Genomic DNA, 14858 nt, shown 5'->3' with positions numbered 1-14858 from the left:
CGGCGTGACTCAGGCGTCCGCGTCGGCCCCGTCATCGACACTCCCGCCGTCGATCGTCCCGCCGTCAGCACCGCCGGCGCGCTCGTACGCGCCGGCGCGCCGGAGTTCGCCCGCCTCGCGGAGCACCGCCGGCGTCCGACACACGCCTGACTCCCCGGCCGCCTGCGGGACGACGCAGTTGTTGCAGTCATCGCAGACGGCCGCGACCCCGTCCGTCGCCGCGTCCGCCCAGAGCAGGCGCGCCGGCAACTCGGGTTCGGCGTAGAACGGACGGGCCATCCCCACCGCGTCAGCGGCGTCGCCGAGCAGACCGTCGATCGTCTCCCGGTCTCTGATCCCGCCCTCACAGAGGACCGGTACATCGACGCGCTCGCGCACCCTGCGGCAGAGGCCGGCGTTCCATGCCGGTTCGCGCGAGTAGACGAGCGACTCGGCCCAGTTGGCGGCGGCGACGAGCGCGGCCCGCGGGCGCGAGCCGAACGCGTCGACGTACCCCGCTCGGAAGCGCTCGTCGCGCCACGACCGACCGGGGAACGCCCCCCGGATCACGCTCATGTCCCAGAACACCGAGCCGTTCACGGGGACGAGCGCGTCGTAGCCGGCGTCCGCGAGTCGCTCACAGAGGCGGACACAGTCGCCCGCCGACAGGGTCGGCCCGACTCCCGGCGGCGCCCCGGTCTCGGCGGGGACCTTCGTCAGCACGGGCACGTCGCCGGCGCGGTCGCGGATCTCGCCGAGGATGGCCTCGAAGAAGCGTGCGGGGTCGCCGAACTCGTCGTCGCGGCGGTTGTAGAACGGCGAGGCGAACTGGTGGACGATGCCCATGTTCGCGCCGGCGAGGTGGATCAGGTCGTAGCCGGCGTCGACGGCGGCGGCCGCCGAGCGGCCGAAGTCAGCGGCCAACTCGCGGCACTCGGCGGTCGTGAGGACATGCGGGTCGTAGCTCAGGAAGCCGAGGCGGTCCAGCAGCCGAAGCGGTCGTGGCGGGCGTGAGACGGCGAGTTGCCGGGGGCCTGGGTTGCGCTCGCGGTGGCCGCGGTGCCACGTCTCCATCGAGCGCAGGCCGCCGTGTTCGAGCTGGATCGCGATCCGGCCGCCGTGGTCGTGGATCGCGTCCGTGAGGTGTTCGAGGTCGGCGACGAACTCGGGATCGTGGACGCGGGTCATCCCCGGCGCGGCACAGCCCCCCTCGCCGCGGACGATCGTGGCTCCCTGGCAGACGAGGCCCGCGCCGGCAGCGGCTGCCGGCTCCAATTCGTCGATCAGCGTGTCGACCGCGTCGGGACCGTTACCCGCGTGTTCGAGCAGCGGCGCGCGGTAGAGCCGATTCGGGAGCGTGACATCCCCGATCTCCAGCGGGTCAGTGAGCGCCGGCACGGGCGAACGCTCGCGCTCCGGGAGTATGAACGCTCGGCCGGACGCTCCGGCCGGAAGATCGTCGCCGACGACGGCGGCGCCGCTGGCGTCGCCCGCATCTACGGCACCTCAGGCGCGCCGCTCGCTGATCTCCTCGGCGACGCGCTCGCCCGGGCGGCGGAGTTCGCCGGACTCGACCTCGTACACGTAGCCCGAGACGGTCACGCCGTCGGGGATCAGCTCGTGGTTCTCCAGGAACTCGACCTGCGCGGCGCAGGCCTCGTCGATGTCGTCGGTCATCCGGACCCACTCCGCGACGCTCGCGTCGCCGATGTCGAGTTCCGGGAGCGCGGGGTCCAGATCGACCTCGTCGAGGTCGACGCCCGCCGCTTCGGCCTGCGCTTCGAGGCCCGCGGCGACGTCGTCGTCGGAGGCGGACATCATGCCGCAGTCGGTGTGGTTCACGACGACGATCTCGTCGGTCTCGAAGAAGTTGGTCGTCAGCGCGGCCGACCGGATCACGTCGTCGGTCACCTTCCCGCCGGCGTTGCGGTAGATCTGTGCGTCGCCCAGTTCGAGGTCGAGCGCGTCCTCGACGGGGATGCGCTCGTCCATGCAGGCGACGACGAGGAGGTTCTCGTCGGTGGGGATCCCCTTGCGTCGCCGTCGCGCCCAGTCGTCGTGGGCGTCGACCGACTCGTCGACGCGCTCGTGAACGTGGCTGTGCTCGTGGTCGCGGTCGCTGGTGTCGGACATCGATCAGAAACAGGGACCGGACCGAAGGGTCCGTTTCGGCAACCGAGAGTCCCTCCGGCGATCCGATCACGTCACAATGCTTGCCGATTCCTCCGGGAGGTTCATCCGGTCGCCCGTCCCACCGACGCGGTATGAGCGACCCCGGCGGCAACCACACGGATGCGAACGGACGCGTGAACGATGGCGGGAACGACAGCGGAAACGATAGCGGAACCGGAGTCGAGAGGGACGGGAGCGACGGACCGGAGCCGTTCCGATACGAGGCCGATGTCGACCCCGGCGAGGTTCGCCACTTCCGCCACGAGGTGGGCGAGACGTATCTCGGCGACCCGGTCGAGGTTCCCGTCACCGTAGTCAACGGCGAGCACGACGGGCCGACGGTCCTCCTGACGGCGGCGATCCACGGCGACGAACTCAACGGCGTGAAGGTGCTGCAGGAGGTCGCCGCCGGCTACGACCCCGCAGAGATTCACGGCACGCTCGTGTGCATCCACGTGTGTAACGTCCCCGGCTACCTCGCCCAACAGCGCTATCTCCCGATCTACGACCAGGACCTCAACCGGTCGTTCCCGGGGAAGCCGCGCTCGAACACGGCCGAGCGCATGGCCAACGCCATCTACGAGACGTTCGTCCGGCAGTGCGATCTGGCTCTCGACTTTCACACCTCGACGCGCGGGCGGACGACGATGTACCACGTCCGTGCGGACATGACGAACCCGGCGGTGGCGCGGCTGGCCCGGGCGTTCGGCAGCAACGTCGTCCTCTCGGGGGAGGCCGACGGCGGGAGCCTCCGGAGCGTCGCCACGAACGCCGGGATACCGACGATCACGATCGAGATGGGGCGTGCTCATCGCTTCCAGCCCGAGCTGATCGAGCGCGGGCTGGACGGCGTCGAGAGTGTCCTCGCGGAGTACGACGTGTTGCCCGGGAAGCCGGTGATCTACCCCGGCTGGCGGCGCGTCGTCGACGCCGCAAAGGACAAGACGTGGCTCCGCGCCGACACCGGCGGCCTCGTCGAGATGGAGTACGACGCGCCGCTGGTGCGCGAGGGCGACGCGATCTGCACGATCACGGACCACTTCAAGACGCGCGAGCGGACCGTTCGCGCGCCGTTCACGGGAGTGATCGTTGGAGCGCTCCAGAACCCCGTCGCCGCGCCGGGGCACCCGCTGTGTCACCTCGTGAGCGTGGACGAGAAGACCGCCGCGGAGATCCAGCGGGAGGTCGACAGCGGGGAGTTCTCGGAACGTCCCTGGGCCTGAGCGAACGGATGTGAGCGAGTCCGTTCAGGGATGTTCCGAAGGAGCGGCCGTGGGCATAGCGGTGCCGCGAACGCCTCACGCGCCGCCGGCGTCGGCCTGCTCGTGCGTGTGGTGGTAGAACTCCACCAGCGGCGTCCCGTCATCGCCGGCGACGGGTTCGAAGCACACCCGACGGTAGCGCTCGTTGTCGAGGAGGTTCACCAGCAGTCCGGCGTCGTGGACCGAGACGAAGTCGTAGGCGGCGTCGCAGACCGGACACGTCGACGGCGGATCCGGGGGGACGTTCACGAGGGATCGTCGGGAGCGCCGGGCAAATCGGTGGCGACGGCGGAAGGGACTGGCGGACAAGTGCCCTGTGAGTGTGTCACGTTCTCGGGCCACGTTTTTCGTGTCCGCCCTCGGACGTGTTGGTGTGCTGATTCCAGTGTTCGGATCACGTCACGCGCGATAGACCGTCCGTCCCTCCGGCGTCGTTTCGGCGATCCCGGCGTGATGGCGGGCGGTCTCGCGCCCGTTCGCGAACCGTTCACCGACCGCCTTCCACCCACGCCACCATGTACACGTCACACGCACACACGCAGTCACGTCACGAACGACGACGGCGCGACCCGTCGCTCCCGGTCGCGCTCGCACTCGCCCTGGTCCCGCTGGTCGCGCTCGCGGCCCTCCAGCATCCGACCCTCGCGCTCGGTGTCCTCGCTGGCGCCCTCGGCTCTCGGCTCTTCCGGGCGATCGGTCGACGGCTCCGCACGCGCGCCGCCGCCCGCCTCGCGGTCAGGAAGCCGGTGTAATCCGGGGGCCAGCGTCGCCCGGAGACTACCGTAGCCAGACGGCCGCCGTCGCCGGTCGATCACGCCGACTCGGCCGCCCCTCGAACCGTCCCGTACTCCTCCTCGGAGTAGGCGATGAACCGCACGTCCCGCAGCGACTCGGGGTCGAACGCACGGATCTCCTCGGCGATGATCTCGGCTCCCTCACGGAGGTCGAACCCCGCGACGCCGCACCCGAGCGCGGGGATCACGAGCGACTCGCAGCCCCGCTCGTCGGCGGCCACGAGGGCGTTCCGGGTTGCGTCGCGGATGCTGTCCTCGGTGGCCTTCCCGCCCCCGTAGTGGGGCATCGCGGCCGCGTGGATCACGTACTCGGCGTCGAGGTCGTACGCGTCGGTGACGGCGACCGCGCCCAGATCGACCGGTCCCTTCGCCATCGCTTCCTCGTTCAGTCCGACCCCCGCGGCCCGTCGGAGCGCGCCGGCGACGCCGCTGCCCATCTTCAGGCTGGTACCGGCGGCGTTCACCAACGCGTCGGCCGACTGGCCGGCGATGTCGCCGTGGATCACCTCGAACTCCATGTGCGGGGGATCCGCGTCGACCCTCAAATCGTTTGTCCGGCCGGGATGACGGCCCTACTCCCCGTGATGACGGCCCTACTCCTCGTCCTCACGCCCGTGCGGGTCGTCGGCGTCGGGGTCGTCGACGGCGGGGTCGTGGCGGGCGTACCACGCGGTCACCTCCTCCAGCCGGTGGATCGCGCGGTCGGGCGTGCCGATGTTGTGGTGCTCGTCCTCGTAGAGCACCAGCCGCGCCTCGACGCCCTGCTTCTTCGCGGCGACGTACAGCTGCTCGCTCTGGCTCGGGGGGCACCGCCAGTCCTCCTGCCCGGCAGTGACAAGCAGCGGCGTCTCGACGTCGCCGATGTCGGTGATCGACGACGACGCGTCGATCCCCTCGGGGTTCTCCCACGGGAGCCCGTACTCGTTCTCCATCCAGATGTGGGAGTCGTCGGTGCCGTACGCCGATCGGAGGTCGTAGATACCGTGTTCCGGCGCGGCCGCCGTGAAGAGATCCGGCTCCTGCGTGACGAGGAACCCCTGCGCGATGCCGCCGTAGGAGAAGCCGTAGCCGAACACGCGCTCGTCGTCGACCCAGCCGCGCTCGATCACGTCGGCGACGCCGTTGGCGATGTCGGTCACCTCGTGGGTTCCCCACTGGCCGCGCAGCGCCTCGGCGAACTCCCGGCCGTACGAGGAGCCGCCGCGGTAGTTCGGCCGGAGGACGACGTAGCCGCGACTCGTCAGAGCGGCGTGGTCGAAGCTGAACACCGGCTCGTCGTAGCTGATCGGGCCGCCGTGGATGGCGACGACGAGCGGGTGGTCGCCGTCGGAGAGGTCAACGTCGGGGTCGTGATACACGATCCCCGAGATGGTTTCACCGTCGCTCTCCCACTCGATACGCTTCGATTCGGGCATCGCGTACTCGTCGGTGAGGTCGACGTTCACCTCGGAGAGCCGCGTCAGCGACGCCGCATCGTCCTCGTGGTCGGCGTCGAGGTCCGCCGCGTCGACGCCGTACACGTCCTGCCCGTCGTTCGGGTGCGAGAGGACGACGGCCGCGCGCTCGCCGTCGGCCGAGAGATCGAACCCGGCCATCGCGCGGTCGTCGCCCTGTGCCTCGAAGACGCGCTCGGCGGCGTGACCGTCGCCGTCGCGGGCGGTTTCAGCCTCGACCGCGTCGCCGCTGGCGTCGACCCGCATCAGCCGCGTGCGCGCCTCGTCGGCGAACAGGCAGTACAGCGTCCCGTCGTCGGCCCACACCGGCGCGCCGCCGCGGGCGACCGTGCGGTCCAACTCGGCCGTCAGCGACGCGTACTCGCCGTCCTCGTACAGGTACACCTGCGTCGGGATGCACCAGTTCACAGGGTCGCCGCCGAGGAAGGCGAGGCGGTCGCCGTCGGGCGACCAGACGGGCGCGTTCGCCGAGCGGTCGCCGTCGGTGAGCTTTCGAAGTCCGGTGCCGTCGGGCGCGATCGTGAACACGTCGCGAACGAGCGTGTCGTCGGGCTCGTCCTCGCGGCAGGAAGTGAACGCGATCCGGTCGTTCGCGCCCCAGTTCGGCTGGAGCCCCGAGAGGTCCTGGTAGGCGCCGCCGCCGTGGGCGTCGTCGAGGCGCTCGGCCTCGCCGGTGTCGGCGTCGACGACGTGGAGGTACGTCCGGACGGTGTCGGTGTAGCCGACGCCGTCGAGCTTGTGCTGGAGGCGCTCGGTCTCGACCGGTTCTCCCTCCTTGCGGCCGTCGAGGTACGCCTGCTCGGCGTCCGTGGGATCGCGGGCGGCGACGACGAGGCGCTCCCCGTCTGGGCCCCAGTCGAACTCCTTCGCACCCTCCTCGAAGTCGGTGATCTGGGTCGCGTCGCCGCCGAGCGCGAGGTCGAACGCCCACACCTGCTGGGTCGGCTCCTCGTCGCCGTTGCCGCCGTTGGCGGGAGCGTCCTCCGGGTCCTCGTCTCCCTCCCCATTGTCCTCGTCGTCCCCATCGTCGCGGCCGACGCGGCGTTCGGCGTCCTCGTCGCGAGCGGCGAGGAAGGCGAGTCGGTCACCGTCGGGCGACCACGCCGGCGCGGAGGCGCCCGAGACCCGCGTGAGGCGGTGGGGATCGCGGCTCCCGTCGGCCGCCGCGACGAACAGCGACCCGACCGGCTCGTCGGCGTCGGCATCGTACTCGGTTGTCGTGAACGCGACCCGGTCGCCCGTCGGCGAGACCGCGACCTCGCCGACCTGCGTCAGGTCGTAGAAGGCGTCCAGCGGTAGTTCCGTCATGAAACGTGGTGCCGTTGGCCGTCGGAAATAGGTTCGTCATCCGGTCGTCGCGGCCGCATCCGAAGTTCCGACCGCGCTGTCGTCGTGGTCGCATCGCAGTCGCGGTCGCGTCGTCGCCGCGACCGGAGCCGCTCGCAGGAACCGAGGCGTTGAAGCGCCGGAGCGGCCCATCCTCGACAATGATCGACGAGGACGACGGTCCCGAACGCGGGAGCCGCGAGGACGCCGCGGACGACCACGACACCGTGGACGACCGCGGCGCCGCGGGCGTTTGGGACGCCGCTGGAGTTCCGACCCCCGAGGCGCTCGCGGAGACGGCGGAAGCGGCGGTTCGCGCGGCCGGCGACTACCTCGCCGAGCGGTTTCGCGACGGCGGCACCGTCGGCGAGTACCACACGGACGACGTGAAAGCCGAGGCCGACGAGGCGTCCGAGAAACTCATCTTCGAGCGGATCCGCGAGGAGTTTCCGGGCCACACGCTCCACGGCGAAGAGTCGGGGCGCTCGGGCGACGGGCGGGTGGAGTGGATCGTCGACCCGCTCGACGGGACGAACAACTACGCCATCGACTTCCCCTCGATCGCGACGGCCGTCGCGGCGCAGGTCGACGGCGAGACCCTCGTCGCCGCGATCTACGAGCCGCTGGTCGACGACTGCTACGTCGCCGTCCGCGACGAGGGCGCGACGCTGAACGGGGAGCCGCTGGTGGTGACACCGCGGGATCGCCCGCTCGACCGCTCGACGATCTCACTCGTCGTCGGACTGCCGGCCATCCGCGACGAGGACCTCCGTGCGGAGACGGACGCCGTCCGCCGCGCGCTGTGGGGGCGGTGCAAGCGGGTGTTGGAGACGTGGTCGCCGTGCGTCGACTGGGGGCTGCTCGCCCGCGGGAGCATCGGCGGCGTCGTCTGCGCGTACCCCGACCCGTTCGAACAGGAGGCCGGCGAACTGCTCGCGAGCGAGGCGGGCGTCGTCTCCGTCTCGGGCGACGGCTACTACGCCGGCGCCGTCGACGAGGCGACGCTCGCGGCGCTGGTCGAGACGCTCCCCGAGCAGGTCCGGGAATCAGTCCGCGAGTGAGATCGCGAGGAAGGAAGGCTCCGTGTCGCCGCCGCCGTCACTCCCTGACTCACCGGCGTGCGCGCCGGTACCCCCATGCGACTCCGACCGCCGGAACCGCGAGCACGAACAGGTACGGGAGCGCGTACGCGGTCAGGACGACCGCGCCGCGACCGAGAACGATCACGCCCTGGACGGAGTCGAGGAACGCCTCGGTCAGCGGCGTCTCGTACCACGCGCTCCGCTCGGGCGGCTCGTAGTCCGGGCGGGGCTCGCGAAGCTCGACGGTGATCGTCGAGTAGGCGACGCGACGTTCGAGGCTCTGAAGCTGCGCCTCGGTGCGTTCGATCTCCGTTTGCACGTCCGAGAGCTCGCGCTGGACCGCGAGCACGTCCTCGGTGTCGTTGGCTCGGTCGTACAGCTCCCGGAGGCGGTCTCGCTCGGCGCGAAGGCTCTCCAGGCGCGCCTCCAGATCGACGATCTGCGAGGTCACGTCCTGCGTGGACTGGTCGACCGAGCGGACCTCGCCGGTTTCGTTGATCGCCTCCATCGCGCCGGAGTAGTTGCCCGACGGCACCCGGAGGACGAGCCGCCCGGTCGTCCACGTCTCGTTGCCCTCGCCGCGGACCTCCGTCCGCGAGCTGCCGACGTAGCCGCCGCGCTCGCGGACCATCGCGGTGAGGGCCGCGCTGGCGGCCTCGTAGTCGTCGACGCGAAGCTCCACGGTCGCCTCGTAGATCAGCTGGCGGTCGGCCACCTGCGCGTTCACGTTCGCGCCGGCGCCGTCGTCTCCGGACCCGGCGCCTCCCGACCCGGCGTCGCCTGAATCGGCGGCGGCCGTGGCCTCGGCATTGGCCTCCACGGCCGTCCCCGCGCCGTCCCCACCGCCGCCGGCGTCGGAACCGCCGCCCGCGCCCGCACAGCCGGCGAGCACCACGAGCAGGACACAACAGATCGTCGCGAGTGAGCCACGTCGCATACGACACCGTACTGAGGCGGGGCGCCTAACCGTTCGGGACGCTCAAAGGGCCGTTTGACCCTTCCGTGCGCGGCGCCTACGGATCGTATGCAGCGACGCCTGCTGTCGATGCGGTGGCGCGACGCCCTGTTCGCCCACTGGCGCGTCGACCCCGCAACGGTGGAGGCGCGCCTCCCGGAGTCCCTCTCGGTGGCGACGTACGAGGGCGACGCCTACCTCGGGGTCGTCCCCTTCGAGATGACCGACATCCGGCCGCGTGGCGTACCGGTCGGGCTGTCGTTCCCGGAGCTGAACCTTCGAACGTACGTCACCGACGGCGACACGAAGGGGGTGTACTTCTTCAACCTCGACGCGGCCGACCCGATCGGGGTCGCCGTCGCGCGGACGCTGTTTCGGCTGCCGTACTACCGCGCGGCGATGGACGTGACCCGCGACGACGACCGCGTGACGGTCACCAGCCACCGGACCCATCCCGGCGCCCCCGAGGCCCGCTTCGACGCGACGTACGGGCCCGACGGCGAGACCCGGACGCCCGAGCCGGGGAGCCTCGAGGCGTTCCTCGTGGAGAACTACCGGTTCTACACCGAGGGTCGCGGCCGGGTGTACTACGGCGACATCGCCCACGAGCCGTGGCCGTTGACCGACGCCGACGCGGAGATCCGGACGAACACGCTGTTCGAGGCGAACGGGTTCGAGGCGCCGGCCGGGGAGCCGATCTGCCACTACTCGCCCGGCACGGAGGTGACCGCCGACCGGATCCGTCGGCTCGATACGACCGCGACTGACACGCCCGACGACGACCGTCCGGGCGTCGAGATCCCGGTCGAGCGCGACGGCGACTGACCGGCCTCCGTCCGCCCCGGTCGGCCGCGGCGACGGGGCCGTCACGGACCGGTCCGCTCACTCGGGACTCGCCGAAGTGCCCCGACACAAGACACTTGTCGACCGCCTCGGGTGTTCCGGACGCATATCTCCCCGTAGTCGAGCCCTCATCGCGGCGGTTGCCGTCGCCCTCCTCCTGACGAGCGGCTGTCTCGCGACGCCCGGCGCCCCCACGACGGGTGACGGGTCACCGAGCGCGTCGCCCGAGTCGCCGGCGGCGACATCCGCCGGCACCACGAGCACAGCAGCCGCGTCGACGCCCCTTCCCGGGGAGTCGATCGGCTGGCCCGACGGGCCGAAGGAGCGCCCGGAGCGCCCGCGGACGCTGAACGAGTCCTCGGTCGGCTCGTTCGCCCGGACGTACGAGTACCGCTACGTGTACAACAGCCTCTGGTACGACGAGACCAGCGAGGTGTCCGCCGAGTGCGAACTCGACGCGGTCGAGCGCCGCGGCGACGCCTGGCGGGCGGTCGTCACCTGCACCGCCTACTCGAACACCGGCGGCGAGCCGACCGCCGACGGCACCGCCACCTCGACGGTCGTCCACGCCGACTGGTTCACGCAGACGTACGTGTACTGGATCGACGGGGAGTCGGTCCACCGCGAGCGCGCCGAGGAGTGACCGAGGCGGAGGAGTGACCGACCGCGACGCGAGCGCGCGAGCATCGCCGACCCCCACTGGCTGCCGTCACTCCGGCAGGTCGTGGAGGAACGTCTGGAACTCGGCGGTCCGGCCGTCCGGGTCCTCCGCAAAGAACTGGTAGAGGTCGTAGCGCTCGTTCACGTGCGGCACCTCGAGGGCGGCGTCGCCGACGCGGCCGTGCATCCGGTCGACGCCCGCACGGTCGGGGTAGACGAACGTGAGGATACCCTCGGTCTCGGTCCCGGAGTTCGCGTCGTCGCCGCCGCCGGCGTCACAGAACCCGAACCGGAAGTCGCCGCGTTCGAGTATCGTACAGCCCGGCTGTTCGAGCCACACCGCGCAGTCGACGACCTCGCGATACCAGTCGACGACGCGCTCGCGGTTCGCGGTGCGAAAGAAGACGAGGCCGGCGGGGTGGGACATACGCGACCCGACAGCCGGCGGCGACGAATAGCCTTCGGCCGAGGGTGGTATAGAACTCTTCTCAAGGTAGTTGTGTTCACCATGAAACCGCCGGAAGGCCTGATGAGTAGGATCGCGTATCGACCGCCGAGAACGTTACTGGCTCAGAGAGGTGTCCCGATAGCCGTACGCAAGACAAGGCACGCATCCAGTAACGACGATCCTCCTGTCTGACCGGTGGTCGCTGTCTAGTCAAGATTCTTGACGCTTCCGTTAGGATGGACCCCCATGGTACTGATGCAGGCGCTGTCATACACGGCGATCGCGGTTGTGGCTGCCTTGGTCGGCGGAGTGATCGCCGTCTACTACCCACCGGGGCCACAGATGGAAAGCAATATCCAACACTTTGCGGCCGGAGTCGTTATCGCCGCCGTGGCCGCTGAGCTACTGCCGGAAGTTCACGGTCGAGCACCCCAGATCGTTGTTCTCGGGTTCGCCATCGGGGTCGTGACGATGCTGGGGATTCACCGGCTGAGCGAGACCATCGAGAAGCGCGATATCGGCGGACAGTTCGCAGGTGCGTCCGGGCTGCTCATCGTTGTCAGTATCGATATGATCATTGACGGAGTCCTGATCGGGGTAGCCTTCCTCGACAATCCCGACACCGGCGTCATCATCGCCATAGCGCTGGCCATCGAGGTACTCTTTCTCGGTGTTGCAGGCGTCGTCGCGTTGCCCAAGGATCTGGGCGTGGTCCAGAAACTCGCCGTTCCAACAGTTTTCGGACTGCTGCTCACGACGGGGGTCATTGGTGGCGTGCTCGCACTGGACGGCGTGACCGGCGCCCCGATCGCGATCATCCTCGCCTTCGGCTCTGCTGCGTTGTTGTACCTCGTCACCGAGGAACTGCTCGTGAAGGCCGGGAAAGTCCCCGAGACGCCGGTGTCGACGACACTCTTCTTTGCTGGCTTCCTCGCTATCTTCCTGCTGGATATGCTCCACTGAGGAAGTGAGTGGACCGATGATGTCGTTCACTATCGACTGAATGGGCCCCGTTGAGACACTAGATCAATAAGGGGCCGAACCGGGAGGAGACCGAACCGCTGCTCGAACTGATGTACGGCCATCAGGATACACTCCCGGTTGGGGGACTGTAGGTGATCTATTCGTGTTCTGAATGAGTCGTGAGTTCTCTGTTCTTCGCGAATCACAGAACCCGCAATGTGGGTATGCAAACTGTTCTAAGACACCCTCTTCGGCCCGCTACTCCCGAGCCGCCTCGATGACCTCGCGGAACGCCTCGGCGCGCTCGGTGATGGCGTCGAAGTCGCCGGCGTCGACGAGGTCGCGGTCGACCAGCGCGGAGCCGGCGCCGACGCAGACGGCGCCCGCCTCGATGTAGTCGCCGGCGTTGTCGGGGGAGACGCCGCCGGTCGGCATGATCTCAAGCTGGCCGAGCGGTCCCTTCAGCGCGGCGACGTGGTCCGGACCGACCGTCTTGGCGGGGAACACCTTCACCATGTCTGCGCCCGCCTCGTACGCTTCGATGGCCTCAGTGGGTGTCATCACGCCCGGTGCACACAGCACGCCGTAGCGGTTGCAGGTCTCCACGACGCCCGCGTCGAAGGAGGGGGAGACGACGAACTCCGCACCGGCGGCGATCGCGGCGCGGGCGGTCTCGCTGTCGAGGACGGTGCCCGCGCCGACGAGCGCGTCGTCTTCCAACTCCTCCGACAGCGTGGCGATCATGTCGGTCGCGCCGGCGGTGTCGGCGGTGACCTCCAGCGCGGTGACGCCGCCCGCGACGAGCGCCTCGGCGGTGTCGACGACGGTCTCGGGCTCGGCGCCGCGCAGCACCGCGACGACGCCGGACTCGCGCACCGCCACGAACGCATCGGTGGTACTCATACGCGAGTAACTCCCGGCGCGGAGAATAAAACCGACGGATGGGCCGACCGCCGTCGGGACGTAGGATCTCCCCGCAGCCGACGCAGAGACGCCGAAGAAGCGCGTTCCGCGATGCTCACTCCCCGCGCGGCACCGCGACCGCGCCGACGGCGAAGCACACGACCGAGAGCACCGCGAGGATCGCGAGGTTCCCGCTCGCTCCGACGCCCGCCAGTCCGACGCCGTCGGGCGCCGCGAACGTCACCGCGCGGACGCCCCGCGAGAAGTACGTCAGCGGCGAGAGGTTCACCGCGGGGAGGAACCACTCGGGCAGGAGGTCCGGCGAGACGAACGTGTCCGAGAGGAACAACAGCGGCAGCGCCACCGAGTTCGAGGCGGCGATGACGCCGTCCTGCGAGTCCGACACCCGACCGAGCACCGCCCCGATGCCGCAGAACAGCACGACCGCGAGCGCGACGAACGGGACCAACAGGAGCAGGTCACCCGACACCGGGATGTCCGCGCCGGTGACGAGCGTCACGAGCGCGAACACGAGCAACGAGGCGACCCCGATGACGCCGACGTTGACGAGCGTGTGTGCCAGCAGCCACTCCGCCCGCGTCAGCGGCGTCGTCGCCAGCTTCTCGAAGCGGTGGCCGTCGCGGTGGCGGGCGATCTCCGAGCCGATCCGCGACAGCGGCGTGAACAGCACGACCGTCGCGAGATAGCCGGGGAGGTAGTACGCGTCCGGGCGGGAGAACAGGCCGCCGCCGCCCGGTTGGGTCCGCACGAGGACGCCGAAGATGAGCACGAGCAGCAGCGGGAAGAAGAACGTGAACATCACCGCCGTCCGGCGTCGGAGGAACGACCGCGTCGCGGCGACCGTCTCCGCGCGGATCCGTCCGATGCGGCTCACCGCTCCACCTCCGCGGTCGCGGCCGGGTCGCTGTCGCCGGCGACGCCGCCGCTGGCGCCGTCGGCGCCGACCGCACTGGCGCCGGGCGTGAACGTCCCCTCGAACGTCTCGCCCGTCAGTCGGAGGTAGACGTCCTCCAGCGTCGGCTCGGTCCACGTGAGCGACTCGTAGCCGACGCCCGCGTCGGCGAGCGCGGTCACGGCGTCACCCAACTCGGCGGGCGCCACGTCGCCGAGCACGAGTTCGTCGGTGCCGACCTCGACGGCGAACCCGGCGCCCCGGAGCGGGTCGGCGCCCGCCCCCACGTCGGGGCCGGCGACGACGAAGCGGGCGGGACCGCCGTGCTCGGCGACCAACTCCGCGGGCGTCCCGACGGCGACGAGTTCCCCGCCGCGCAACAGCCCGACGCGGTCGGCGAGCCGTTCGACCTCCTCCATCGAGTGGCTCGTCAGGAACACGGTCACTCCGCTGTCGGCGAGCGAGTCGAGCAGTCCCCACAGCGCGCGCCGGCCGGCCGGGTCGATGCCCGTCGTCGGCTCGTCGAGGAACAGCACGTCGGGGTCGTTCACGAGCGCGGTGGCGACGCACGCGCGACGCTTCTGGCCCCCCGAGAGGTTCTCGTACCACGTGTCGGCGTCGTCCGCCAGCCCCACGTCCGCGAGCACGTCCTCGACTGGCCGCGACTCCTCGTACAGGCCGCCGTAGTACGCGACGAGTTCGCGGGCGGTCAGGCGCTGGGGCGGCCCGAACTCCTGGGGGAGCAGGCCGATCCGGGACCGGTCCGAGTCGCCGGCGGCGTCCCCGAACAGTTCGAGGGATCCGTCGGCGTCGACGGTGCCCGTGAGCGCGCGCACGAGCGTCGTCTTCCCGGCGCCGTTCGGCCCGATCAGGCCGAACACCTCCCCCTCGCGTACGTCGAGCGAGACGCCGTCGAGCGCGACCGTCCCGTCGTAGGACTTTCGGGCGTCGACCGCGCGGACGACCGTCGCGTCGTTCATGGCGTCCGGTCCGGTCCTCGCGGAAGTAAGGGTGCCGAAGACGGCACCCGTGACGGTGGCGGAGCCACCACGGCGTCGACAGTGTCCACGGCGTCAATGGCGTCAGCGGCGACGACGATGCGCC

16 protein-coding genes are annotated in these 14858 nt (G+C 70.4%); 6 read left to right on the top strand and 10 right to left on the bottom strand.

Annotated elements, in window-relative coordinates; all coding sequences use genetic code 11:
- Positions 1-9 precede the first annotated feature (9 nt).
- Positions 10-1377 (bottom strand): NADH:flavin oxidoreductase, encoded by a 1368-nt coding sequence (locus ABJD39_RS10650; RefSeq protein WP_348608190.1) that lies wholly within the window; start codon positions 1375-1377, stop codon positions 10-12.
- A 108-nt stretch (positions 1378-1485) separates the two neighbouring features.
- Positions 1486-2112 (bottom strand): beta-class carbonic anhydrase, encoded by a 627-nt coding sequence (locus ABJD39_RS10645; RefSeq protein WP_348608187.1) that lies wholly within the window; start codon positions 2110-2112, stop codon positions 1486-1488.
- Positions 2113-2243: 131 nt separating this feature from the next.
- Here ABJD39_RS10645 and ABJD39_RS10640 point away from each other — a divergent pair, with 131 nt between their 5' ends.
- Entirely contained in the window at positions 2244-3374 is a 1131-nt protein-coding gene (locus ABJD39_RS10640) for a succinylglutamate desuccinylase/aspartoacylase family protein (RefSeq protein ID WP_348608184.1), read from the top strand.
- 75 nt (positions 3375-3449) lie between these two features.
- Here the strand turns inward: ABJD39_RS10640 and ABJD39_RS10635 are convergent, their stop codons facing one another.
- Positions 3450-3662, bottom strand: a complete 213-nt coding sequence (locus ABJD39_RS10635) for a hypothetical protein (protein ID WP_348608181.1) — start codon at positions 3660-3662, stop codon at positions 3450-3452.
- Between the two features lie 266 nt (positions 3663-3928).
- Here ABJD39_RS10635 and ABJD39_RS10630 point away from each other — a divergent pair, with 266 nt between their 5' ends.
- Positions 3929-4165, top strand: a complete 237-nt coding sequence (locus ABJD39_RS10630) for a hypothetical protein (protein ID WP_348608178.1) — start codon at positions 3929-3931, stop codon at positions 4163-4165.
- 59 nt (positions 4166-4224) lie between these two features.
- On the opposite strand, the gene ABJD39_RS10625 is transcribed toward ABJD39_RS10630, so the two are convergent.
- Both ABJD39_RS10625 and ABJD39_RS10620 read right to left on the bottom strand, forming a co-directional pair.
- Positions 4225-4725, bottom strand: a complete 501-nt coding sequence (locus tag ABJD39_RS10625; protein ID WP_348608175.1) for a macro domain-containing protein — start codon at positions 4723-4725, stop codon at positions 4225-4227.
- 75 nt (positions 4726-4800) lie between these two features.
- Entirely contained in the window at positions 4801-6969 is a 2169-nt protein-coding gene (locus ABJD39_RS10620; RefSeq protein WP_348608172.1) for a S9 family peptidase, read from the bottom strand.
- Between the two features lie 179 nt (positions 6970-7148).
- Between ABJD39_RS10620 and ABJD39_RS10615 the strand changes: the two genes are divergently transcribed.
- Entirely contained in the window at positions 7149-8048 is a 900-nt protein-coding gene (locus tag ABJD39_RS10615) for an inositol monophosphatase family protein (RefSeq protein ID WP_348608169.1), read from the top strand.
- Between the two features lie 49 nt (positions 8049-8097).
- Here ABJD39_RS10615 and ABJD39_RS10610 read toward each other — a convergent pair whose 3' ends face one another.
- On the bottom strand, positions 8098-9006 hold the full coding sequence (locus ABJD39_RS10610) for a DUF4349 domain-containing protein (RefSeq protein WP_348608166.1): 909 nt from the start codon (positions 9004-9006) through the stop codon (positions 8098-8100).
- A gap of 87 nt (positions 9007-9093) precedes the next feature.
- On the opposite strand from ABJD39_RS10610, the gene ABJD39_RS10605 reads away from it, so the two are divergent.
- Together ABJD39_RS10605 and ABJD39_RS10600 are read left to right on the top strand one after the other, a co-directional pair.
- Positions 9094-9849, top strand: coding sequence for a YqjF family protein (locus ABJD39_RS10605; RefSeq protein ID WP_348608164.1), 756 nt, complete (start codon positions 9094-9096; stop codon positions 9847-9849).
- A gap of 76 nt (positions 9850-9925) precedes the next feature.
- Positions 9926-10510, top strand: a complete 585-nt coding sequence (locus ABJD39_RS10600; RefSeq protein ID WP_348608161.1) for a hypothetical protein — start codon at positions 9926-9928, stop codon at positions 10508-10510.
- A gap of 66 nt (positions 10511-10576) precedes the next feature.
- Here the strand turns inward: ABJD39_RS10600 and ABJD39_RS10595 are convergent, their stop codons facing one another.
- Complete coding sequence (locus tag ABJD39_RS10595) at positions 10577-10954, bottom strand: VOC family protein (protein ID WP_348608158.1); 378 nt, start codon at positions 10952-10954, stop codon at positions 10577-10579.
- A 267-nt stretch (positions 10955-11221) separates the two neighbouring features.
- On the opposite strand from ABJD39_RS10595, the gene ABJD39_RS10590 reads away from it, so the two are divergent.
- Positions 11222-11938, top strand: a complete 717-nt coding sequence (locus ABJD39_RS10590) for a ZIP family metal transporter (protein ID WP_348608155.1) — start codon at positions 11222-11224, stop codon at positions 11936-11938.
- Between the two features lie 258 nt (positions 11939-12196).
- On the opposite strand, the gene ABJD39_RS10585 is transcribed toward ABJD39_RS10590, so the two are convergent.
- From ABJD39_RS10585 to ABJD39_RS10575, 3 genes are all read right to left on the bottom strand, one after another.
- Positions 12197-12841 (bottom strand): bifunctional 4-hydroxy-2-oxoglutarate aldolase/2-dehydro-3-deoxy-phosphogluconate aldolase, encoded by a 645-nt coding sequence (locus ABJD39_RS10585; protein ID WP_348608152.1) that lies wholly within the window; start codon positions 12839-12841, stop codon positions 12197-12199.
- 115 nt (positions 12842-12956) lie between these two features.
- The gene (locus ABJD39_RS10580) at positions 12957-13736 is read right to left on the bottom strand and encodes an ABC transporter permease (protein WP_348608149.1); all 780 of its coding nucleotides are present in this window, start codon (positions 13734-13736) and stop codon (positions 12957-12959) included.
- Positions 13733-14734 (bottom strand): ABC transporter ATP-binding protein, encoded by a 1002-nt coding sequence (locus ABJD39_RS10575; RefSeq protein WP_348608146.1) that lies wholly within the window; start codon positions 14732-14734, stop codon positions 13733-13735. The genes ABJD39_RS10580 and ABJD39_RS10575 overlap by 4 nt, the downstream gene beginning before the upstream one ends.
- Positions 14735-14858: the final 124 nt, after the last annotated feature.

The organism is Halobaculum rarum (assembly GCF_040025155.1).
GTDB classification, from domain to species: domain Archaea; phylum Halobacteriota; class Halobacteria; order Halobacteriales; family Haloferacaceae; genus Halobaculum; species Halobaculum rarum.
Note: the sequence above shows the minus strand (reverse complement) of the source record. Positions and strands in the feature narration are given on the sequence as shown.

Coding starts and splice junctions, on each gene's coding strand:
- ABJD39_RS10590 (WP_348608155.1), top strand. CDS start 11,222: ATGGTACTGATGCAGGCGCTGTCATACACGGCGATCGCGGTTGTGGCT.
- ABJD39_RS10585 (WP_348608152.1), bottom strand. CDS start 12,841: ATGAGTACCACCGATGCGTTCGTGGCGGTGCGCGAGTCCGGCGTCGTC.
- ABJD39_RS10595 (WP_348608158.1), bottom strand. CDS start 10,954: ATGTCCCACCCCGCCGGCCTCGTCTTCTTTCGCACCGCGAACCGCGAG.
- ABJD39_RS10610 (WP_348608166.1), bottom strand. CDS start 9,006: ATGCGACGTGGCTCACTCGCGACGATCTGTTGTGTCCTGCTCGTGGTG.
- ABJD39_RS10625 (WP_348608175.1), bottom strand. CDS start 4,725: ATGGAGTTCGAGGTGATCCACGGCGACATCGCCGGCCAGTCGGCCGAC.
- ABJD39_RS10630 (WP_348608178.1), top strand. CDS start 3,929: ATGTACACGTCACACGCACACACGCAGTCACGTCACGAACGACGACGG.
- ABJD39_RS10620 (WP_348608172.1), bottom strand. CDS start 6,969: ATGACGGAACTACCGCTGGACGCCTTCTACGACCTGACGCAGGTCGGC.
- ABJD39_RS10615 (WP_348608169.1), top strand. CDS start 7,149: ATGATCGACGAGGACGACGGTCCCGAACGCGGGAGCCGCGAGGACGCC.
- ABJD39_RS10605 (WP_348608164.1), top strand. CDS start 9,094: ATGCAGCGACGCCTGCTGTCGATGCGGTGGCGCGACGCCCTGTTCGCC.
- ABJD39_RS10645 (WP_348608187.1), bottom strand. CDS start 2,112: ATGTCCGACACCAGCGACCGCGACCACGAGCACAGCCACGTTCACGAG.
- ABJD39_RS10575 (WP_348608146.1), bottom strand. CDS start 14,734: ATGAACGACGCGACGGTCGTCCGCGCGGTCGACGCCCGAAAGTCCTAC.
- ABJD39_RS10640 (WP_348608184.1), top strand. CDS start 2,244: ATGAGCGACCCCGGCGGCAACCACACGGATGCGAACGGACGCGTGAAC.